The organism is Williamsia sp. z71 (assembly GCF_059553375.1).
Genome location: NZ_JCANWX010000002.1, coordinates 470983 through 489715 on the forward strand (window position 1 = coordinate 470983; position 18733 = coordinate 489715).

Sequence of the window (18733 nt, forward strand, 5' to 3'; positions counted from 1 at the left end):
GTCAGCCGGTGACGTCGAGGATCTTGATGGCGAAGATCAGGGTGTCGTCGCCCTCGATGCCGGCGCGCGGGTTCCCGGTGGCGCCGTAGCCGTCGTCGGGGGTCATCGCCACGGCGACGGTGGAGCCGACCTTCTGCCCGGCGATGGCCTTCTGGAAGCCCTTGACGACACCGGTCAGCGGGAACTCGACCGGTGCGCCGCGCTCGTAGCTGCTGTCGAAGACGGTGCCGTCGCGGCCGTTGACGCCCATGTAGCAGACCGACACCTCGGCGGTCTCGGCGACAATGGCGCCGTTTCCCTCGGTCAGGGTCTGCACGGTGGTTGCGTCGACCGAAAATGGCTCGGTAACAGTCACTTCGGGGGCAGCGTCGTCTGTCGATCCGGTGACCTCCACCGAACCGGTGGTGCCGTCGAAGGTCCACTCCGACGCGACGTTGCCGGCCGGCGACGCGGTGGGGCAGGACGCGGTGTTGTCGGACGAGCTGTCGTCGGAACCACAGGCGGTCAGCAGCAGTAGTGATGACGAGGCCACGAGGGCCATGGTGAGGCGCTTGGAGAACATGGGGTGAACTTAACAGCCCCGCCTGAGGCTTCGGTCGGACGGTGGACAAGCCGACTCGCGCCCGGTTACTGTTAAGGCAACCGCAAGGCGGACAGTATCGCTTTTGTGAATCGAACCCTTCAGTGGAGGTGCACGGTGACGAGGGTTTCTGACGCTCGGCAAGGAAGCAAGATCTCCTACGATCGCCCGGTTGACTGTGACAACCACTATTACGAGAAGATCGACGCCTTCACCCGTCATCTCGACCCGAAGTACAAGAGGCGGGGCATCGAGATCATCACTCGGGGCACCCACACCGAACTGCTCGCCGGTGGAAAGCTGTTCGAGTTCGTGCCCAATCCCACGTTTGATCCGGTGATCGTTCCGGGCTGCCTGGACGCGCTGTTCCGTGGCGAGATCCCGGAGGGGGTGGATCCCTCGGAGTCTGTCGAAGGTCGAACCGCTCAATCCTGCCTACCAGGACCGGGACCTGCGGCTGGAGATGATCGAGAAGCAACAGATGGCGGGTGTGATTCTTCTGCCCACCCTGGCATGCGGTGTCGAGGAAGCGCTCAAGCACGACATACCGGCGACGATGGCGAGCATCACCGCCTTCAATTGCTGGCTGGACGAGGACTGGGGATATGCGTATCAGGGCCGGATCTTCGCGACGCCGATGCTGTCGTTTGCCGACCCCGACGGGGCGCTCGAAGAGATCGATCGCCTGATCGAGCGCGATGTCCGCATCGTCTCGGTGCGTCCGGCGCCGATACCGGCCGGTCACGGAACGTCCAAGGCGTTCGGTGATCCGCGATATGACAAGGTCTGGGCCAAACTCGCCGAAGCCGACATCCCGGTCGCGTTCCATCTCAGCGACAGTGGGTACACCGAGTTCCTGGGCGCGGCCTGGGGTGGACCACCGAAGTTTGCACCCTTTCGCTACAACGATCCACTGGCCTCGCTCGTGGTCTCGGATCGGGCGATCCACGACACCATCGCGAGCCTCGTCGTCGGTGGTGTGTTCACCCGCCATCCAAAGCTGCGGGTGGCGAGCATCGAAAATGGTTCGGACTGGGTGCATGTGCTGCTCAAACGCTTGCGCAAACTCGCCAACCAGGCGCCGTGGCTGTTCACCGAGGATCCCGGGGACACCCTGCGCAGGCACCTGTGGGTCTCGCCGTACTACGAGGACGACGTCCCGAAACTCGTCGAGGTGATGGGGGCCGACCGGGTGATGTTCGGTTCGGACTGGCCCCATGGCGAGGGGCTGGAGACGCCCCTCGATTTCATCCACGAACTCGAGGGCTTCAGTGAGGTCGAGATCGACCAGATCATGCGAACCAACGTGCTCGATCTGATGGGTATCGACCACTGACCCCGCCGGCGGTTGCCGAAAGCTCCTGAAACTCTTGCATTTTCGGCACGCTCGACGGTGATTTCGGCACGGTCGACGGAAGGGTTCCGCCGAGCGTGCCGAAATCACCGTTGACCGTGCCGAAATCGCACGTATCGCAGTTGGGCTTACCGTATGGTTGCGCCCATGAGCGGAACATTTGCCGGCAAAGTTGCGATTGTCACCGGCGGTGGGTCCGGAATCGGTGCCGCTCTGACCCGCGCTCTCGTTGCCGCCGGTGCTGACGTGACCTGTACCGACATCGATCCGGATGCGGCCCGCGCGGTGGCGACATCGGCGGTGGGCGACGGAACGGCGCGTGCCGAACGGTTGGACGTCACGGATGCCGACGCTGTCCGGGCGGTTGTCGACGACGTCGTCGAGCGCTGCGGCCGCCTGGATCTGATGTTCAACAATGCCGGGATCCTCTTCGGCGGTGACACCGAGCTACTGACTCTGGACCAGTGGAATGCCATCATCGACATCAACATCCGCGGTGTCGTGCATGGTGTTTCGGCTGCGTACCCGGTGATGATCCACCAGCGCAGCGGCCACATCATCAACACCGCCTCGATGGCGGGGCTGGCGGCGACCGGTCAGATCACCAGCTACGTGATGACCAAGCACGCAGTGGTCGGACTCTCACTCGCCCTGCGCACCGAGGCGGCCGCACATGGCATCGGAGTTCTGGCGATCTGTCCCGGTGCGGTGGAGACGCCGATCATCGAGAAGGGCGCGGTCGGCGACTTCGACGGACGCGACTTCTTCCGGCAGGGACAGGGAACCAAGAACTTTCACGATCCGGATCGACTCGCCCGCGATACATTGCGCGCCATCGAACGGAACCGCGCCCTGCTGGTGACACCGGCACGCTCACGGATGGCCTGGAGGTTCGCGCGACTCGCTCCGGGGATGATGCAGAAGATGTCCATTCGTTTTGTGGCGCAGTCCCGCTCCGCGCACGGCAACAACAGCCTGCAGAAGTGACCACCGAAGGAAAACGCCCATGAGCGCGACGCTGTCGATCCCGCGGTTCCCTTCCGACGTCACCAACACCTGGCTGTCGGGAGTATTGAGTGCCGGACGTGCGCCGGTGACGGTGGACGAGGTGACGGTCAGTCCGATCGGCACCGGACAGACCGCCGCGACGTACCGCATCAACGCGACGTACGGCTCCGGCCGAAGCAACCTGCCTGACAGCTTCGTGCTGAAACTTCCGGCTCAGGACGATGGCGTGCGCGACGGTCTGGTGCTGGGGTACGTCAGCGAATGTGCGTTCTACGAGACGGTGGCAGAACTGGTCAGGATTCCGATCCCGCAGTGCTACCACAACGACATCGCCGACGGCGGAAAGAACTTCGCCCTCCTGCTCGGTGATGAGGCGGACGCCGTACAAGGTGATCAAATCGGTGGTTGTGGGCAGGAACAGGCCTTGTCGGTCGCGCGGGCGCTCGCCGGACTCCATGGACCGACCTGGTGTGATCCGGCCTGGCACGACTTCGCCGGACTGGCCTTCGCAACGAAGGAGGCATCGGCGATCTCGGGGCTGAGTGACGTGGCAAAACTGAGTGCCGCGATGACCATCGATAAACTCGGCGACCGCTTGTCATCGGGCGACCGCGAGACCCTCACCGTCGCAATGGACCTGGTCACGCCGTGGCTGAGCGATTCGCCGGAGCGTTTTGCTCTCATGCACGGCGACTTCCGGCTGGACAACATGCTGTTCGGTTCGGGCGGCAAACTGACCGTGGTCGACTGGCAGACACTCGGTGTGGGCTTACCGGCCCGCGATCTGGCATATTTTGTCGGAACCAGCGTGGAGTCAGACCTGCGGGCCGTGATCGAAGAGAAGGTCGTTGAGACCTATCACCGGGCTCTGCTCGACTTCGGTATTGCCGAGTACTCATTCGAAACCTGTTGGCGTGATTACCGGTTCGGCATGTTGCAGACCTTGCTGATCACCTCACTGGGGTGCGCGTTCGCGACCGGCACCGACCGCGGAGAACGGCTGTTCGAGGTGATGCTGCAGCGGGGGTGCCAGGCGATCCGCGACCTGGGCAGTCTGGAACTCGTCGCGGCGACGGCCTGAACCCTACCCGGGGTTCGGTGACCCGGCGGCGGTGGCCAGCAGTTCACGGAGCTGCGGCGCCGGGACCTTGCCGGTGCCCCCGCGGGGGATGTCGTCGTCGGAATCGACCAGGAGCCAGACGGTGGGTACCTTGAACGAACTCAGTGCGGCGGCCGCGGCGGCCCGCAAGTTTTCGACCGTGATGGTGGCGGTGTCGCAGACGACCGCGGCGCCGACCTGCTGTGTACCGTCGACCGGCACATCGGTCACGTACGCCGCCTGGACGCCCTCGATTCCGCGGAGGGCCTTCTCGACCTCGCCGGGATAGACCGAGGCGCCGCTGACCTTGAACATGTCGTCGGATCGGCCGTGGTAGAACAGGAATCCGTCGTCGTCGAGGTGGCCGAGGTCGCCGGTGGGGTAGAAGCCGTCGGGAGTGAAGATGTCGTCGCGGCCACGTCGGCAGATCCCGCGCAGGACATGTGGACCGCGGACCTGGATTTCTCCGGGCGATCCGGTTGGTACCGGGCCGGCCTCGGACATGATCCGAATGTCCATGCCGGCGAACGGTTTTCCGCAGCTACCCCACGCTGATCGGGGCAGGTCGGTGTCCGCCGGGTATCCGCAGTAGGGACCGAAGGTCTCCGTCATGCCGAACAGACGGGCGCGGGCGCCGGGCGCGGCCCGTTGGCCGGCCGGTAGCAGGGCATCCAGACTGCCGACGACGAGCGAGGACAGGTCGGCCCCGACGGTCTGCTGATGACGCGCGAGTGCCTCGGCCTGATCGGGCCACCCACGGAACAGGGTGACCCGTTCACGTTCGAGCAGGCGCAGCGTGGCCCGGGGCCGGGGGATCTGCTCGGTCACCAGCGTTGCACCGGCTAGCAGTGTCGTCAGGACACCGCTCCCGACTCCGCCGACCCAGAAGAACGGCATCGGAACGTACAGGCGGGTGTCGGCGGTGATGCAGCGAGCGGCGAGTCCGGACGCCACCGCACCGAGCGCGCCGCCGTGGGAATGCAGAACGCCCTTGGGGATTCCGCTGCTCCCGGAGGTGAAGATGATCATCAGCGGATCGTCGGGATGCACGGAACCGGAAACCGCGTCGACCATCTGCTGCATCGCCGACACCGCCGTTGCCCGGGGTGGTCCGTCGTCGGACCAGACCCGACGAAGCGAGGGGAGTGCGGGGTGGTAGAGCACCTGATCGGTGAGATCGCCGGAGTCCAGTGACGCCTGTAGATCGTCGATATACCGATGTCCGCGGAACCCGCGCACGCTGATCAGGTACTCGACCGATGCGATATCGCACTGCGCCAGCAGTTCTCGCGATGACAGCAGGGTGCTCAACGGGACCAGCACTGCTCCGATCCGGGTGAGCGAGAGCGCGATCTGCACCCAGCGGGCACTGTTGGGCATGATCAGCCCGACGCGAGAACCCTTTCCCACCCCGGCCTCGATGAAGCCGGCGGCCAACTCCCGGGTCGTTGCGTCGAGTTCGCGGTAGGTGATCCGGACCTCGGGATCGATGACCGCCGGTTTGTCGGGGTGCTGGGCGGCACCGGATTTCACCGCCTGCTCGATGGTCGATGCGGTGCCATGGTGGTCAGGCATGTGCACCGCCGACGTCGAAGTGGCGGCGGACGGCCCCGAGATCGGCTTTGCCAGAGGGGGTTCGGGGTATCTCGCGGACGATGGTGATCTCGGCGGGGATCTCGTAGCGGGCCAGGATTTTCTGGAGATACCCGGCCAAGGCGTTGGCGTCGACAGATTCGCCCGGACGCAGTTCGACCATGGCGACCGGGACCTGGCCCAGGCGCGGGTCTTCGCGTCCGACCACGGCGGCGCCGGCGATCGCGGGATGACGCTCGAGCGCCGGCCTCACATCGTCGGGCATCACCTTGAATCCGCCGCGGATGATCGCCTGATCGGCCCGGCCCAGGATCCACACAAAACCGTCCGCGTCGATGCGACCGAGGTCGGTGGTACGAAGCCAGGGTGCGCAGGCGCCCATCTGCCCCGGTTTGACCTCGAGTACCCCGGATTCGTCGGGGCCGAGTGGGATCCCGTTGCCATCGACCACCCGCAGTTGTGCGCCCCCGGACGCTCGCCCCACGCTGCCTCGTTTGTTCTCCCAGTACCGCTGGTGGTCGGGCAGTGTCCAGCCGGCCACTCCGCCACCGAATTCGGTTGCTGCGTAAGAGGTCAGGACCGGGATACCGAATTTGTCGGTGAATGCCTCGGCGTCCTCGACCGACAGCGGCGCGGTACCCGAGGTGACCGCCCGAATGCTGCACAGGTCATCACGGGTCAGGTCGGAATGCAGGACCATCCGCAAGGCGGTGGGGACGAGGGAAACCGCGCGCGGCCGGTGGGTGCGAACGGCTTCGGACCAGCGGTCGAGATCAAAGCGGGGCAGCAGGACGAAGGACCGTCCCTCGCTGACGCATCGGAGTACGCGGTAGATACCGCCGATGTGCACCAGCGGCGCATTGACGATGGCCACCCCGTTGCGCAGCTCGGTGGGCGACGACGACCAGGTCGGGTCGGCACCCATCACACTGCGCGCCAACATGTCATAGGTGATGTCCACCCGCTTCGGTGGACCGGTGGTGCCGCTGGTCAACATGTGCACGGCAACATCGCCGGCGTCCCCGGGCGCTGAGGTGCTGATCCGACCGGCCTCGCGCAACACCGGTGGGCTCGTGAGGTCGGAGATGGTCGCGACGGTCGAATCCGGCGTCAGTGCAACCAGTGTGGTGATGTCGTCGGCGGTCCCGATGATCAGCGGCAGGTCCAAGGCAGTGGTCTCGGCCCGCGTGCGGTCGTCCCCGCGGGATGGATTGATGACGACCACACTGCCCCCGGCCATCAATACGCCCAGGAGCGTGGCCACGTGTGCCGGTTGATTGCGAAGGAGGATCCCGACCCGGCCGGCGGCGCCCGAGCGATGGACCAGGGCGCCGACCCGTTCGGCGAGTGTGTTGAGGTCACCCCACGTCGACCACGTGCCGTCGTGTTCGATCGCACGGGCATCGGGCGCCAGGGCAAGGACATCGGTGATCCGCCGGCCCAATGGGTGCCGCGCCACGACGCCGGTCGGTTCGGTCATCAGCGGATCCTCGGTGTCTGCTTGGTCAGTGGTCTGGCGGCGAGTTCTTCTTTACCGATCGGATTGCCCAGCCGGGTATAGATCAGGCCCTGGTCCATGGCCGCTCGATACGGTTTGTCGAGCGATTCCCAGACGGCTTTCACCGTGCCCTGGGTCGCGGTGGGTGGTTTGGCCGCGATGGATCTGGCGATTGTGTGGGCTCGGCTCCAGAGTTCCTCTGCCGGGACCACTTCGGTGACCAACCGGATGTCCAGGGCCGTCTGCGCGCTGACCCGTTCGTCGTTGCCCATCAGCGCCATCCGCAGGGTGTCGGCCAGGCCGACCCGCCGCATCAGGCCGATGGGTTCGAGAGCCGACACCAGTCCGACCGAGACGTGCGAGTCGAAGAAAGTGGCATCGGAGGAGCAGATGACGACGTCGGCCTCGTTCACGAAGTACAGGGCCCCGGCGGTGCACATGCCCTGGACCGCACAGACCACCGGCTTCCACACCTTCTGCCATTTCGGGCTGAGCAACTCACCGGGGTCTTCGTGATTCCAGACGATGTCGGGTTGGTCGTACCCCGATTTCACGTCGAGGCCGGCACTGAACGCGCGGGTCCCGGCCGATCTCAGGACCACCGCGTTGACCCGGTCGTCGGCTTTGATCCGCTGCCAGATCTCGGCCATCTCGTGGCACATCGTCCGGTTGAACGTGTTGAGTTGGTCGGGCCGGTCGAGGGTGATGGTGGCAACCCGGTCGGTCGGGTCGACCTCGAACAAAAGGGTGCCGAATGACCCGCTCATCGGCACTGCCAGTCGGGCGCGCGCTTTTCGGTGAAGGCGCGTGGCCCCTCCAGTGCATCCTCGGTTCTGGTGACCCGTTCGCGGAACGATTCGGCCAGCATCTCGGCCTCGTGGAGTGGCAGATCGAGACCCTTGATGATCGCCAGTCGGGTACCCCGAACCGCCAGCGGCGCATTCGAGTTCACCACTGCGGCGATCTCATGAGCCCGTTCGAGGAGCCGGTCGTGGTCGACGACCTCACTGATCATCCCGAGTTCGTAGGCCCGCTGCGCACTCATCCGCTCGTGTTTGCCCATCAGAGCCATCCTCAGGGCGACCGATCTGGGCAGCACCCGGACCAGGCGGACCGTTTCACGGCCGGCGACGAGGCCGATACTGACGTGTGGGTCGAAGAAGGTCGCCTGATCGGAGGCGATCACGATGTCGCCGGTGGTGACCCAGTCGAGCCCGGCGCCACAACATAATCCGTTGACCGCGACCACTATCGGCTTGGCCATGGTGCGAAACGGTGGAGTGCCCTCCTGCGGTGCTTCCCACTGTTCGTAGGTCGACAGGTAGGGACGTTCATTGATGACCTTGCCGTCTCCGGGGATCTCCTTGACGTCGGCTCCGGTGCAGAATGCCCGGCCGGTCGCCGTGACGATGATCAGCCACACGTTGTCGTCGTTCTCGGCCTCGTCGTAGGCCGCGCGCAACTCGGTGATCATGTGGGGACTGAGCGCGTTGAGCGCTTCTGGGCGGTTCAGGGTCACAGTGGCCGTGTGACCGTCGACCTCGTATTTGATGCAGTCGAACGACATCGGACTCCCTTCGGTGGGGACATGGTCATCGACCATCGAACTTCGGGGTCCGTCGCTCTGTGAATGCCGACAGTCCTTCTTTGAAATCGCTTGTTCTGCAAGCCAGTTCCAGGGCCGAGAGTTCGTGGTTCATCGTTTCGGTGAGCGATGCGCCCTGGCCGACATTGATCGACGCCTTGGCCAGGCCGATCGCGATGGTGGGTCCGCCGGCGAGGCGGTCGACCAGATCGGCGGAGATCTTGTCGATCTCGGTGGCGCCGACGGCCCGATGGATCATGCCCCATTCCTGCGCCTGGGCTCCGGACACCTTTTCCCCGAGCAGGAGCATTTCCTTGGCCCGGGCGATGCCGATCAGCCGCGGTAGCAGCCAGGTGGCACCGGAGTCGGGCGTGAAGCCCCTGGCCATGAACGGTTCCCAGAAGACGGCGTGTTCGTCGGCCACGGTGAAGTCGGCGGCCAGTGCCAGGCTGCAGCCCAGGCCGGTCGCCCAGCCCCGAACGCTGCAGACCACGGGAAGGTGCATGGTGGTGACCAATTCGATCACCCGGTGCGCGGTATGCGGTATCCGTCGGATGAGATTACCTGCGCGGGGACGCTGTTCGGTCTTGTTCGTCGCCACCCAGTCCGATCCGGCACAGAAATCGCCGCCGGCACCACGGATGTGGACAACACGCAGTGAGTCATCGGTCGCGGCATCGGTCAACGTATCGACAAATGTGCCGATCATGGCGTGCGTCATGGCATTTCGCCGGGAGGGACGGTCGATCACGATGCGCAGGACGCCGCCTTCTGCAGAGACCGCCAGTTCGCCGGCGGCCGGATCCGGCGGGTTCACGTCGCCCATGGTGTAGTCCGCACCTCTCTGCTGTGCCGCCCCGACAGAAGCCGTCGGTCCGGGGTTCCGAATAAGCATACTGTTACACCTACGGTAGATGCTACGATTTGGTCTCGCCGCTTGTGAACATCACGCTGCGCCCGTGTGCGGGGACGCGGCCCGAGAGCCCGAGGTTGGAAAATGCCCAGACCCGTCATCGTTGGTGCAGCCAGGACAGCGATCGGCCGATCGTTCAAAGGTTCCCTCGTCAACACACCTGCCGAGACACTCGCCACCGCCGTCCTGCCCGAGGTGGTTCGCCGCGCGGGTATCGACCCCGCAGCGGTCGACGACGTGATCTTTGCCGAGTCCCACTACGGCGGTGGTGACCTGGCGCGATACGCCGCGGTCGCCGCCGGCATGGAATCCGTGCCCGGGCAAGCGGTGAACCGGCACTGCGCAGGCAGTCTCACCGCCATCGGCAATGCATCGGCGCAGGTCGGCTTCGGGATGGAGCGCGTGGTGGTCGCCGGAGGCGTGCAGTCGCTGTCGACGGGTCCGGCGATGAAGTGGCGGATCCCCGGTCCGGAGCCGGCGTTCAAGGAGGGCTGGATGCCCCCGAGTCACCCGGAAACGCCGGACGCACCGACTCTCGACATGTCGATCACGGTCGGCTGGAACACCGCGAAGTCGGTTGGCATCAGCCGAGCGGAAATGGATGCCTGGGCACTGCGCTCGCATCAGCGTGCGATCGCCGCGATCGACGCCGGAAAGTTTGTCGACGAGATCTTCCCCCTGAAGATCGAACTCCCGGACGGCAGCGTTGTCGACTTCAGCGTCGATGAACATCCCCGGCGCAACAGCAGTCTGGAGCGGTTGGCGGCGCTGCCCGTCCTCCATCCCGAGATCGAGGGTTTCTCGATCACCGCGGGCAACAGCAGCGGTGTCAACGACGCCGCGGCCGCCGTGGTCGTCGTGGACGAGGACCATGCGCGCGCAGAGCGTCTGGACGTCCTCGGCTCCGTAAAGGCCTGGGCTGCTTCAGCGGTCGCACCGCGCGATACCGGACTGGGTGCGGTCGCGGTGATCGGGAAGGTGCTCGATCGCGCGGGTTTGTCGGCCGGGGACGTCGACCTGTGGGAGATCAACGAGGCGTTCTGCTCGGTGCCGATCGCAGCGGTGCGCGAGTACGGGCTCGATGAGGAACGGGTCAACTTCTCCGGAAGCGGCGCGAGCCTGGGCCATCCCATCGCCGCGTCCGGCGCACGAATGGTGACCACGCTGCTCTACGAACTCCGGCGTCGGGGCGGCGGCATCGGGGTCGCGGCCATGTGCGCCGGCGGTGGACAGGGCGGCGCCGTTGTCATCGAGGTCTGAGTTCTTCTATCGCGCTCTGAAATACACATATTCAATGAGGGGGAGTAAGGCATGTCAGACGAGGTCCTTGTCGAGCGCCGTGGGCGTGCGCTGGTCATCACCATCAACCGTCCGGACGCACGAAATGCGGTGAACCTGGCTGTCAGTCAGGGGCTGGCCGATGCGGTCGACGAGCTCGACAGCAGTCCGGAACTGTCTGTTGCGGTGCTGACCGGAGCAGGTGGAAACTTCTGCGCGGGTATGGATCTGAAGGCTTTTGCCGCCGGGGAAATGGTGTCGATCAAGGGTCGGGGGATGGGTTTCACCGAGAAGCCACCTGCCAAGCCGATCATCGCGGCCGTGGAGGGTTACGCCCTGGCGGGTGGAACCGAACTCGTGTTGGCCACAGACCTGGTGGTGGCATCGAAGACGGCAAAGTTCGGTATCCCGGAGGTCAAGCGGGGTCTGGTGGCGGCCGGCGGCGGACTACTGCGGCTGCCTGATCGCATCCCCTACCAGAAAGCCCTGGAACTGGCGCTGACCGGCGACAGCTTCACCGCCGAGGAAGCCGCCGGCTACGGGTTCGTGAACGTCGTCGCCGAACCGGGTGAGGCACTGGACAAAGCACTGGAACTCGCCGAGAAGATCACCGCCAACGGACCGCTCGCGGTTGCGACCACCAAGGAGATCATCGTCAAGTCGCGCGGTTGGAGCGAACAAGAGATGTGGGACAAGCAGATGGAGCTGATCATTCCCATCTTCGGGTCCAAAGACGCACAGGAAGGCGCGGTCGCCTTCGCGGAGAAGCGCAAGCCCAACTGGACCGGCGAATAGTCATCCCACCTGCGTCAGCAAGGACGATGCAACAGCTCACTTCTAGGAGACAACCGTGTCATTTGAAGGTCAGTCAGTACTTGTCACCGGAGGCGCGGGAGGCCTCGGCGCGGCCACCGTCCGCAAACTCCACAGCGAGGGTGCCGCCGTTGTCATCGCCGATCTGGCCGACGACAAGGCGCTGGCTTTGGCAGAGGAACTGGGCAACAAGGTCGCCTACGTCCGCACCGATGTGCTCGACGACGACGCGGTGCTCGTCGCCATCGCCAAAGCCGAAGAGCTGGGTGACTTCCGGTCCGTGGTCATCGCGCACGGCGGCTTCGGGGTCCTGGAAAAGGTGGTCAACCGCGACGGCACCCCGCACACCAAAAAGGGTTTCACCGATACGATCGCGCTGTACCTGACCGGCACCTACAACGTGCTGCGGCTGGCGGCGGCCAACATCGCCACCCGGGAGCCCAAGGCCGACGGTGCCCGTGGCGCGATCGTGATGACCAGTTCGATCGCCGGGTATGAGGGCCAGATCGGTCAATCCGCCTATGCCGCAGCAAAAGGCGGCGTGATCTCGTTGACGCTGACCGCCGCCCGAGACCTCAGCGCCGTGGGTATTCGGGTGAACAGCATCGCCCCCGGGACCATGCGGACCCCGCTGATGGAATTGCTAGGTGAAGAAGGGCTGGCGAAGTTCGCCGCGTCGGTGCCCTTCCCGAAGCGGCTGGGCCAACCCGACGAGTTCGCTGGGCTGGCGCACTATCTGTTGGAGAACACCTACATCAACGGCGAGGTCGTCCGCATCGACGGCGCCCAGCGATTCGGGCCGAAGTAGGCACGCCACAGCACCGGGATCGAGAATCATGGATCTGGGATTGGGCGGTGCCACCGCAGTGGTGGCGGGCGGAGGCCGGGGCATGGGCCTGGCCGTCGCCTGCTGCCTTGCCGAAGAGGGTGCGCGGGTGGCCGTCCTGGCCCGGACGCCTTCCGACCTCGAGCGCGCCGTCGCCGAGCTCATCGCATCAGGTAGCCCGGATGCGGTCGGCGTGGTCGCAGATGTCCGCGATCAGGCGAGAGTGATCGAGGTCTTCGTCGAGCTGGGGCAGCGGTGGGATGGCCGACTCAACGTATTGGTCAACGCTGCGGGCCCGAACGTCCAGGGCGACTTCGAGACACTGACTGACGAGCAGTGGCAAGCCGGTTTCGATGACGGGGTGATGGGGGTGGTCCACACCGTCCGGGCGGCGCTCCCGCTTCTGCGACAAGCCGACTGGGCGCGGGTGGTGAACTTCTCGGCCGGTTCGACCCAGCGGCAGAGTGTCCGGTTGCCCGCCTATACGGCGGCCAAAGCGATGGTCACCAGTATCTCCAAGAATCTGTCGCTGTACCTGGCACCGGACGAGATCATGGTCAACGTGATCTCGCCCGGCAGCGTGGCGTCGGATTCACTGATCGCGTGGGCGAAATCGGTGGGCGTCGACAGCGACGACCCCTATCAGCTGATGGCGGCGATCGACACACACTTCGGGCATCCGGCGCATCTGCCCCGGGCCGGACTTCCCGAGGAGATCGCCCGGGTTGCAACCTTTTTGGCCTCGCGCGCGAATTCCTACATGACCGGGGCCAACGTGAATGTCGACGGTGGCACCGATTTCACCTGACCGGCGTCAATCGACGATCGTGATGGCCTGACGAGGACATCGGCGCACAGCTTCTTTGACCAGCGCCAGTTTCTCGGGCGTGACCTCGGGGTCGAGGACGGTGAGCATGTCGTCATCACCAAGTTCGAACACCTCCGGGAGCACGGCCATGCAGAAGCCGTTGCTCTCGCAGAGCCCGAAGTCGACCTGCACCCTCATCGGATCACCCGGACGGGTACGTTGCTCCATCCGGCCACGTTCTGCATGGTCACCCGCTTGCAGCGATCGGCGTCGACCGTGAACTTCGGCATGAAATCGAGCAGGCGATCGATCGCGATGGTGCTCTCCATCCGGGCGAGCGCGGCACCGAGGCAGCTGTGGATGCCGTAGCCGAAGGCGAGGTTTTGCGCCTCGCTGCGGTCGCGGTCGATGTCGAAGGTGTCGGGGTCGGTGAAGGCCTCGGGATCGCGATTCGCCGAGCCGCCGAGCAGGAACACCGGCTTGCCCGCCGGGATGGTCACACCGTGCAGTTCCACCTCTTTGAGGGAGTACCGCACGTTGTACTGTGCTGGGGCCTCATAGCGCAGCAGCTCTTCGATCGCCGCCGGGATCTTGCTGCGATCTTGCCGCAGCATCTCCCACTGCTCTGGATGCTGGGCGAAGAGTACGCCCACGTTGCCGATGAGCTTGGCGACGGTCTCGGCACCGGCACCGCCCAACAATGTTGTGAAGCTGGCGATTTCGATGTTGTCGAGGCCGGTCACGCTGCCGTCTTCCCGCTCGATCTCGGCGTTGACGAGCTTGGTGAGCATGTCGTCGCGGGGTTCGGCGCGGCGCTCCTGGGCGAGCCCGTAGTAGAGCATCGCCGTGTCGATGGCGCACTGCAGGCCGGCCTCCGACATCTCGACCTGGCCGGGATTGCGATGGAGCATCTCGTCGACCCACAGCCGGATCTGTTGCCGGCGATCGGCAGGCACACCGAGCATCCGGGTGATGACCTCCACCGGGAAATACACCGAGAAGTCCTGAACGAGATCGAATTCATTGGGATCGACCTCGCCGAGGAAGCGATCGACCTGTTCGGTGACCATCGGTGCCAGTGCGTTGATCGCCCGGGGCGTGAACACCTTGCTGAGCAGTCCGCGCATATGGCGGTGATCCGGGGGATCCATCACGATGATCGACTTGAACTTCTCGGCGCCGCCGACGCGGACCTGCGCGAGGTCCACCCCGCGTGCTGATGAGTAGGTGGCGAAATCGGTGAGGCCGTGTGCCACATCGGCATGCCTGCTGAGCGCGTAGAAGTCGTATTCTTCGCTGTAGTAGACCGGTGCTTCTTCACGCATCCGCCGGTACGTCTCATATGCACCGTCGAAGAACTCCTGCGAGAACGGATCGAATTCGAGTTTCGCCCCGAACGTGGTTCGCCCGGCTTCGAACTTGGTCATACTTCCTCCACCGCTGTGCCGCACCACATGCTCGCCGCGACGGCCCACTGTTGCCTTATACCGTAAGCCATACTATATCTGTTTCGCGTGCGAGCCAAGAAGCCTGCGCGTATTGCCCGGCTCGACCAATGAGTTTACTGTTGCCCTTACAGTCAATCGTACGATGACGGGGGTTGTGGGCGACATGAGCGGTGGAGAACAGCGCAGGGTGGTGGTTGTGGGAGCCGGATCGGGGATCGGCGCGGCCACCGCCGCCCACTTCCACTCACGAGGGGATCACGTTCTCGCCGTGGACCTCAAGCCCAACGCGACGCCGGCGTCAGAACATCTTCAGGTCGATCTGCGTGATCCGGCGGCGATCGCCGCGTTACTCGACGACATCGGTTCCGGTTGGGATCTGCTGGCGCACGTGGCCGGCGTACCCGGGACGGCTCCCGCCGACGACGTGTTGCTGGTCAACTATCTCGGGATGCGTTTGATGACCACCGGGATGCTGCCACTGCTGAACACCGGCGGCGCGGTGGTGGTGGCATCGGTGGCGGCGCTGGGTTGGGAGCAGCGCGCAGCCGACCTCGCCGGACTACTCGATGCGACCGAGCCCGCGGCGGTCGTGGCCTGGCAGGCCACCCAGGATCCGGACTATCCGGTGTACAGCACCTCCAAACAGGCCGCGATCCTGTTCGCGAAACGGATTGCGGGCCCGGCGCTGTCGAAATACGGGGTGCGGATCAACACCGTCAGTCCGGGGCCGACCGAGACCCCGATCCTGATCGACTTCGAGGCGTCGATGGGCAAGGACGTGCTCGATACGGTGAAGGCCACCGTGGGCAGGCATGCCGACGTCGGCGACATAGTCCCGGTCATCGACTTCGTCGGCTCGCCCGCAGCCGGCTGGATCGTGGGACAGGACATCCACGTCGACGGCGGGTTCGTCTCATCGATGATGGCCGGGCCGTCGATCGTGCTGTAGCCGGCCGTCAGCGCCTGCCGGGACTCTTCAAAGTTTCAGCCAACCAACACAATCCAGGGGTTTCGATGACGATCGACAGTGCGCCGGTTTCGCCACATCCATATCATTCGCTCGACATCTCGGCCGAGAACTTCTGGAAAGCCGGGAACTTCCGTACCCGTGACGACGCGTTTGCGCAGCTCCGCGCCGAGGAGGGACTGAGCTGGCATGCCCCCGTGTCAGCGGTCTTTCCACACGAGGAGACCGGTTACTGGGCGCTGACCCGGCACTCGGACATCCGAGAGGTCAGCCAGAACAACGCCGTCTTCGGTTCCAGTCTGGGGGTGTCGCTGGATCCGATGCCGGCCGAGATCCAGCGCATGACAACCTATTTCCTGGCGATGGATCCACCGGATCACACGCGGCACCGAAAGCTGATCAGTTCGGCCTTCACGCCGCGACAGGTCAAGCGGATCGAGGATCAGATCCGGACCAATGCCCGGGTGGTGGTGGACGAGTTCCTGACGCAGCTGCGTTCCGGCGACGAGTTCGACTTCGTCTCGTCGTGCTCGACGAAGCTTCCGATGAAGACGATCTCCGACATGATCGGTATCGAGCCGGAGAATCAGGAAGCCGTCGCGTACGCCGCCGAAAGCCTGTTCGGCGGAAGCGATGACGAGTACGCGTCCCTCGAGGAACGGGCGATGCATGTGATGGGTCAACTCGGGATCCTCCAAAATGCCGGCGTCGAACTCGCTGCGCGCCGACGCATCGATCCTCGTGAGGACCTGATGACCAACATCATCAACGCCGAGGTCGACGGTCACCGGGTCTCGGACACCGACATCGGTTCGTTCATGGTGCTGCTCGGTTCGGCGGGCAACGACACCACCAAACAGACAACAACCCACGTGTTCAAGGCGCTGACCGAAAACCCGGACCAAAAGGCCTGGCTGCTAGAAGATTTCGACGGTCGGATCAACACCGCCGTCGACGAGTTCGTCCGCTGGTCGACACCGGTCGTCTCGTTTGCGCGGCACGCCCTGGTCGACACCGAGCTGGGCGGCACACAGATCGCGGCCGGTGAAAAGTTGGGCCTGTTCTACTGCTCGGGTAACCGCGACGAATCAGTCTTCGACCGTCCACACGAGTTCGACATCACCCGCGACCCCAATCCCCACGTCGGCTTCGGCGGTGGAGGAGCACACTACTGCCTGGGAGCCCAACTCGCGAAAATGGAACTCCGCCACCTCTTCTACGAGCTGCTGACCCGGGTTCCGGAGGTGACCCTCGGGGAACCGGAGTACCTCCAGAGCACCTTCGTCCACGGCGTCAAACGGATGAGCGTCAGCCTCGCCTAGCGCCACCCCACCCCAGACGAGGGTGGGAGGCTAGGTGGTCAGAATGGTGGCGCCTGCGGTGCCGGGGGCCCCGTAGAGCTGGGCGAAACCCACCGTCGGATTTCCGCCGACCTGGCGGTCGCCGGCCTCGCCGCGGAGTTGGCGGACCAGCTCGTGGATCTGGCGGATGCCCGATGCCCCGATCGGCTCACCGTTGGCGATGAGCCCGCCGTCGGTGTTGACCGGCATCGAACCGCTGATCTCGGTCAGCCCCTCGGCGAGCAACTTCTCCTGGTCTCCGTGGGCGCAGAAGCCCGCCTCGGCCATGTGGATGAGCTCGGCTCCGGCATCGGTGTCCTGCAGCTGGATCACGTCGACGTCTTCGGGGGAGACACCGGCCGCTTCGAACGCCGCTCGTGATGCGTAGACGGTCGGCGCCACATCCTCGTCGACGGGCCCATAGGTGGTGTTGACCTCGTAGGCACCGTAGCTGCGGGTCCGCAGTTCGACGGCCCTGACGAAGACCGGCTTGGTCTTGAAGCGATGGGCGAGGTCGGCGTTGCACATGATCACCGCGGCGGCACCTTCGTCGGGTGCGCAGAACATGTAGTGCGTCAACGGATAGTTGAGCATCGGGGAACCCAGGATCTCTTCTTCGGAGATCGGCTTGCGGCGGAAGGCGTTTGGATTCAGGGCACCGTTGCGGTAGTTCTTGGCCGCGACTCTCGCCAGCGTCTGCTGCGAGATGTTGTGATCGTGGAGATAGCGATTGGCCTTCATGCCGAAGAACTGGGTGGTCAGGTACTGCCCGTTCTCGGCGTACCACCTCGGCATACCCACCAATGTCGGGTCTTCGGTGAACGCACCGCGCGGATGTTTGTCGAGGCCGATCGCGATCCCGATGTCATGGCGGCCGACCCGGATGGTGTCGGCGCACAACTGGGTTGCGCTCGCGCCGGTGGCGCAGGCGTTGAACACGTTGGTGAAAGGTATGCCGGTGAGCCCCAGCATCCCGACGATGTTGTCGGGATTGGCGACGGTCCAGCTGCCGCCGACACCGAATTGGATGTCTTTCCATTCCAGGCCGGCGTCTTTGAGTGCGTAGCGGACGGCGTCGACGCCCATCTCCATGGCGGACTTGCCCTCGAACCGGCCGAACGGATGCAGTCCGACCCCGATGATCGCGACCTCTGTCATGTCAAGACCTCTTCTGTGGGTCGGTGAGCGCGGTGATCAGATGGCCTGGAAGGCGAACGTCACGATCTCGTTGCCGTCGTCATCGGCCGTGAACGGGATCATCGTCAGTTCGACGTTCATCCCGAAATGCAGTTTGTCGATGTTACTTTCGGTCAATCGACCCTCGACCCGCACGACATCACCGAGCTGGACCAGGCCCACCGCGAACGGTGTGAAGGTCTTGATGGTCTCGCGTCCGGCGTAGGGAGGTCCCGGCAGAAACCCCTGGGTGGTCCACGCCACCAGGGTTCCGCGCCGCGGCAGAAGCGCCGTCGAGACCTGATCGCTGCTGCAGCGTGGGCAGAGTCTGTGTTCGGGAAATACGGTGGCCTCGCAGTCGTCACAACGACTTCCGATGAGCTGGGGATCGGTGCTCGGCCAGGTGGAGATCTCCGGGGCCAAGGCCTTCTGCATCAAGCACTCCGT

Annotated in this window: 18 protein-coding genes and 1 pseudogene; 9 read left to right on the forward strand and 10 right to left on the reverse strand. The window is 64.8% G+C overall.

Annotated features, from left to right (window positions below; translation table 11 throughout):
• Window position 1 precedes the first annotated feature (1 nt).
• Window positions 2–562 (reverse strand): FKBP-type peptidyl-prolyl cis-trans isomerase, encoded by a 561-nt coding sequence (locus AC51GR_RS06360; protein WP_496323749.1) that lies wholly within the window; start codon window positions 560–562, stop codon window positions 2–4.
• 171 nt (window positions 563–733) lie between these two features.
• Here AC51GR_RS06360 and AC51GR_RS06365 point away from each other — a divergent pair.
• The 3 genes and pseudogenes from AC51GR_RS06365 to AC51GR_RS06375 all read left to right on the forward strand — a co-directional run bounded on the left by AC51GR_RS06365 (window position 734) and on the right by AC51GR_RS06375 (window position 4023).
• Window positions 734–1916, forward strand: a pseudogene (locus AC51GR_RS06365) (amidohydrolase family protein).
• Between the two features lie 165 nt (window positions 1917–2081).
• On the forward strand, window positions 2082–2921 hold the full coding sequence (locus AC51GR_RS06370; RefSeq protein ID WP_496323750.1) for an SDR family NAD(P)-dependent oxidoreductase: 840 nt from the start codon (window positions 2082–2084) through the stop codon (window positions 2919–2921).
• Window positions 2922–2940: 19 nt separating this feature from the next.
• Window positions 2941–4023 carry a phosphotransferase family protein gene (locus tag AC51GR_RS06375; RefSeq protein WP_496323751.1) on the forward strand — a complete coding sequence of 361 codons (1083 nt, stop codon included), beginning with the start codon at window positions 2941–2943 and terminating at the stop codon, window positions 4021–4023.
• A 3-nt stretch (window positions 4024–4026) separates the two neighbouring features.
• Here AC51GR_RS06375 and AC51GR_RS06380 read toward each other — a convergent pair whose 3' ends face one another.
• From AC51GR_RS06380 to AC51GR_RS06400, 5 genes are read right to left on the reverse strand one after another with little or no spacing between them, the layout of a single operon-like run.
• Window positions 4027–5616 carry a class I adenylate-forming enzyme family protein gene (locus AC51GR_RS06380; protein WP_496323752.1) on the reverse strand — a complete coding sequence of 530 codons (1590 nt, stop codon included), beginning with the start codon at window positions 5614–5616 and terminating at the stop codon, window positions 4027–4029.
• A complete protein-coding gene (locus tag AC51GR_RS06385) occupies window positions 5609–7114 on the reverse strand; it encodes a class I adenylate-forming enzyme family protein (RefSeq protein ID WP_496323753.1) in 1506 nt (501 codons plus the stop codon). The genes AC51GR_RS06380 and AC51GR_RS06385 overlap by 8 nt, the downstream gene beginning before the upstream one ends.
• Entirely contained in the window at window positions 7114–7899 is a 786-nt protein-coding gene (locus AC51GR_RS06390) for an enoyl-CoA hydratase/isomerase family protein (RefSeq protein ID WP_496323754.1), read from the reverse strand. The genes AC51GR_RS06385 and AC51GR_RS06390 overlap by 1 nt, the downstream gene beginning before the upstream one ends.
• Window positions 7896–8699 (reverse strand): enoyl-CoA hydratase/isomerase family protein, encoded by an 804-nt coding sequence (locus tag AC51GR_RS06395; protein ID WP_496323755.1) that lies wholly within the window; start codon window positions 8697–8699, stop codon window positions 7896–7898. Before AC51GR_RS06395 ends, AC51GR_RS06390 begins: the two co-directional genes overlap by 4 nt.
• Window positions 8700–8724: 25 nt before the next feature.
• The gene (locus AC51GR_RS06400; RefSeq protein ID WP_496323756.1) at window positions 8725–9543 is read right to left on the reverse strand and encodes an enoyl-CoA hydratase-related protein; all 819 of its coding nucleotides are present in this window, start codon (window positions 9541–9543) and stop codon (window positions 8725–8727) included.
• 171 nt (window positions 9544–9714) lie between these two features.
• On the opposite strand from AC51GR_RS06400, the gene AC51GR_RS06405 reads away from it, so the two are divergent.
• From AC51GR_RS06405 to AC51GR_RS06420, 4 genes are read left to right on the forward strand one after another with little or no spacing between them, the layout of a single operon-like run.
• Window positions 9715–10890, forward strand: coding sequence for a thiolase family protein (locus AC51GR_RS06405; protein ID WP_496323757.1), 1176 nt, complete (start codon window positions 9715–9717; stop codon window positions 10888–10890).
• 51 nt (window positions 10891–10941) lie between these two features.
• Window positions 10942–11703 carry a crotonase/enoyl-CoA hydratase family protein gene (locus AC51GR_RS06410; RefSeq protein WP_496323758.1) on the forward strand — a complete coding sequence of 254 codons (762 nt, stop codon included), beginning with the start codon at window positions 10942–10944 and terminating at the stop codon, window positions 11701–11703.
• A gap of 55 nt (window positions 11704–11758) precedes the next feature.
• Window positions 11759–12529 carry an SDR family oxidoreductase gene (locus AC51GR_RS06415; RefSeq protein WP_496323759.1) on the forward strand — a complete coding sequence of 257 codons (771 nt, stop codon included), beginning with the start codon at window positions 11759–11761 and terminating at the stop codon, window positions 12527–12529.
• Between the two features lie 28 nt (window positions 12530–12557).
• Complete coding sequence (locus tag AC51GR_RS06420; protein WP_496323760.1) at window positions 12558–13355, forward strand: SDR family NAD(P)-dependent oxidoreductase; 798 nt, start codon at window positions 12558–12560, stop codon at window positions 13353–13355.
• 6 nt (window positions 13356–13361) lie between these two features.
• Here AC51GR_RS06420 and AC51GR_RS06425 read toward each other — a convergent pair whose 3' ends face one another.
• Window positions 13362–13553 carry a ferredoxin gene (locus AC51GR_RS06425; RefSeq protein ID WP_496323761.1) on the reverse strand — a complete coding sequence of 64 codons (192 nt, stop codon included), beginning with the start codon at window positions 13551–13553 and terminating at the stop codon, window positions 13362–13364.
• A complete protein-coding gene (locus AC51GR_RS06430; protein ID WP_496323762.1) occupies window positions 13550–14782 on the reverse strand; it encodes a cytochrome P450 in 1233 nt (410 codons plus the stop codon). The genes AC51GR_RS06425 and AC51GR_RS06430 overlap by 4 nt, the downstream gene beginning before the upstream one ends.
• 163 nt (window positions 14783–14945) lie before the next feature.
• Between AC51GR_RS06430 and AC51GR_RS06435 the strand changes: the two genes are divergently transcribed.
• The gene (locus tag AC51GR_RS06435; RefSeq protein ID WP_496323763.1) at window positions 14946–15752 is read left to right on the forward strand and encodes an SDR family oxidoreductase; all 807 of its coding nucleotides are present in this window, start codon (window positions 14946–14948) and stop codon (window positions 15750–15752) included.
• A 65-nt stretch (window positions 15753–15817) separates the two neighbouring features.
• Window positions 15818–17092: a cytochrome P450 gene (locus tag AC51GR_RS06440; protein ID WP_496323764.1), complete on the forward strand. Its 1275-nt coding sequence runs from the start codon at window positions 15818–15820 to the stop codon at window positions 17090–17092.
• A 30-nt stretch (window positions 17093–17122) separates the two neighbouring features.
• Here the strand turns inward: AC51GR_RS06440 and AC51GR_RS06445 are convergent, their stop codons facing one another.
• Window positions 17123–18268, reverse strand: coding sequence for a thiolase family protein (locus AC51GR_RS06445; RefSeq protein WP_496323765.1), 1146 nt, complete (start codon window positions 18266–18268; stop codon window positions 17123–17125).
• Between the two features lie 36 nt (window positions 18269–18304).
• Window positions 18305–18721 carry a Zn-ribbon domain-containing OB-fold protein gene (locus AC51GR_RS06450; protein WP_496323766.1) on the reverse strand — a complete coding sequence of 139 codons (417 nt, stop codon included), beginning with the start codon at window positions 18719–18721 and terminating at the stop codon, window positions 18305–18307.
• Window positions 18722–18733: the final 12 nt, after the last annotated feature.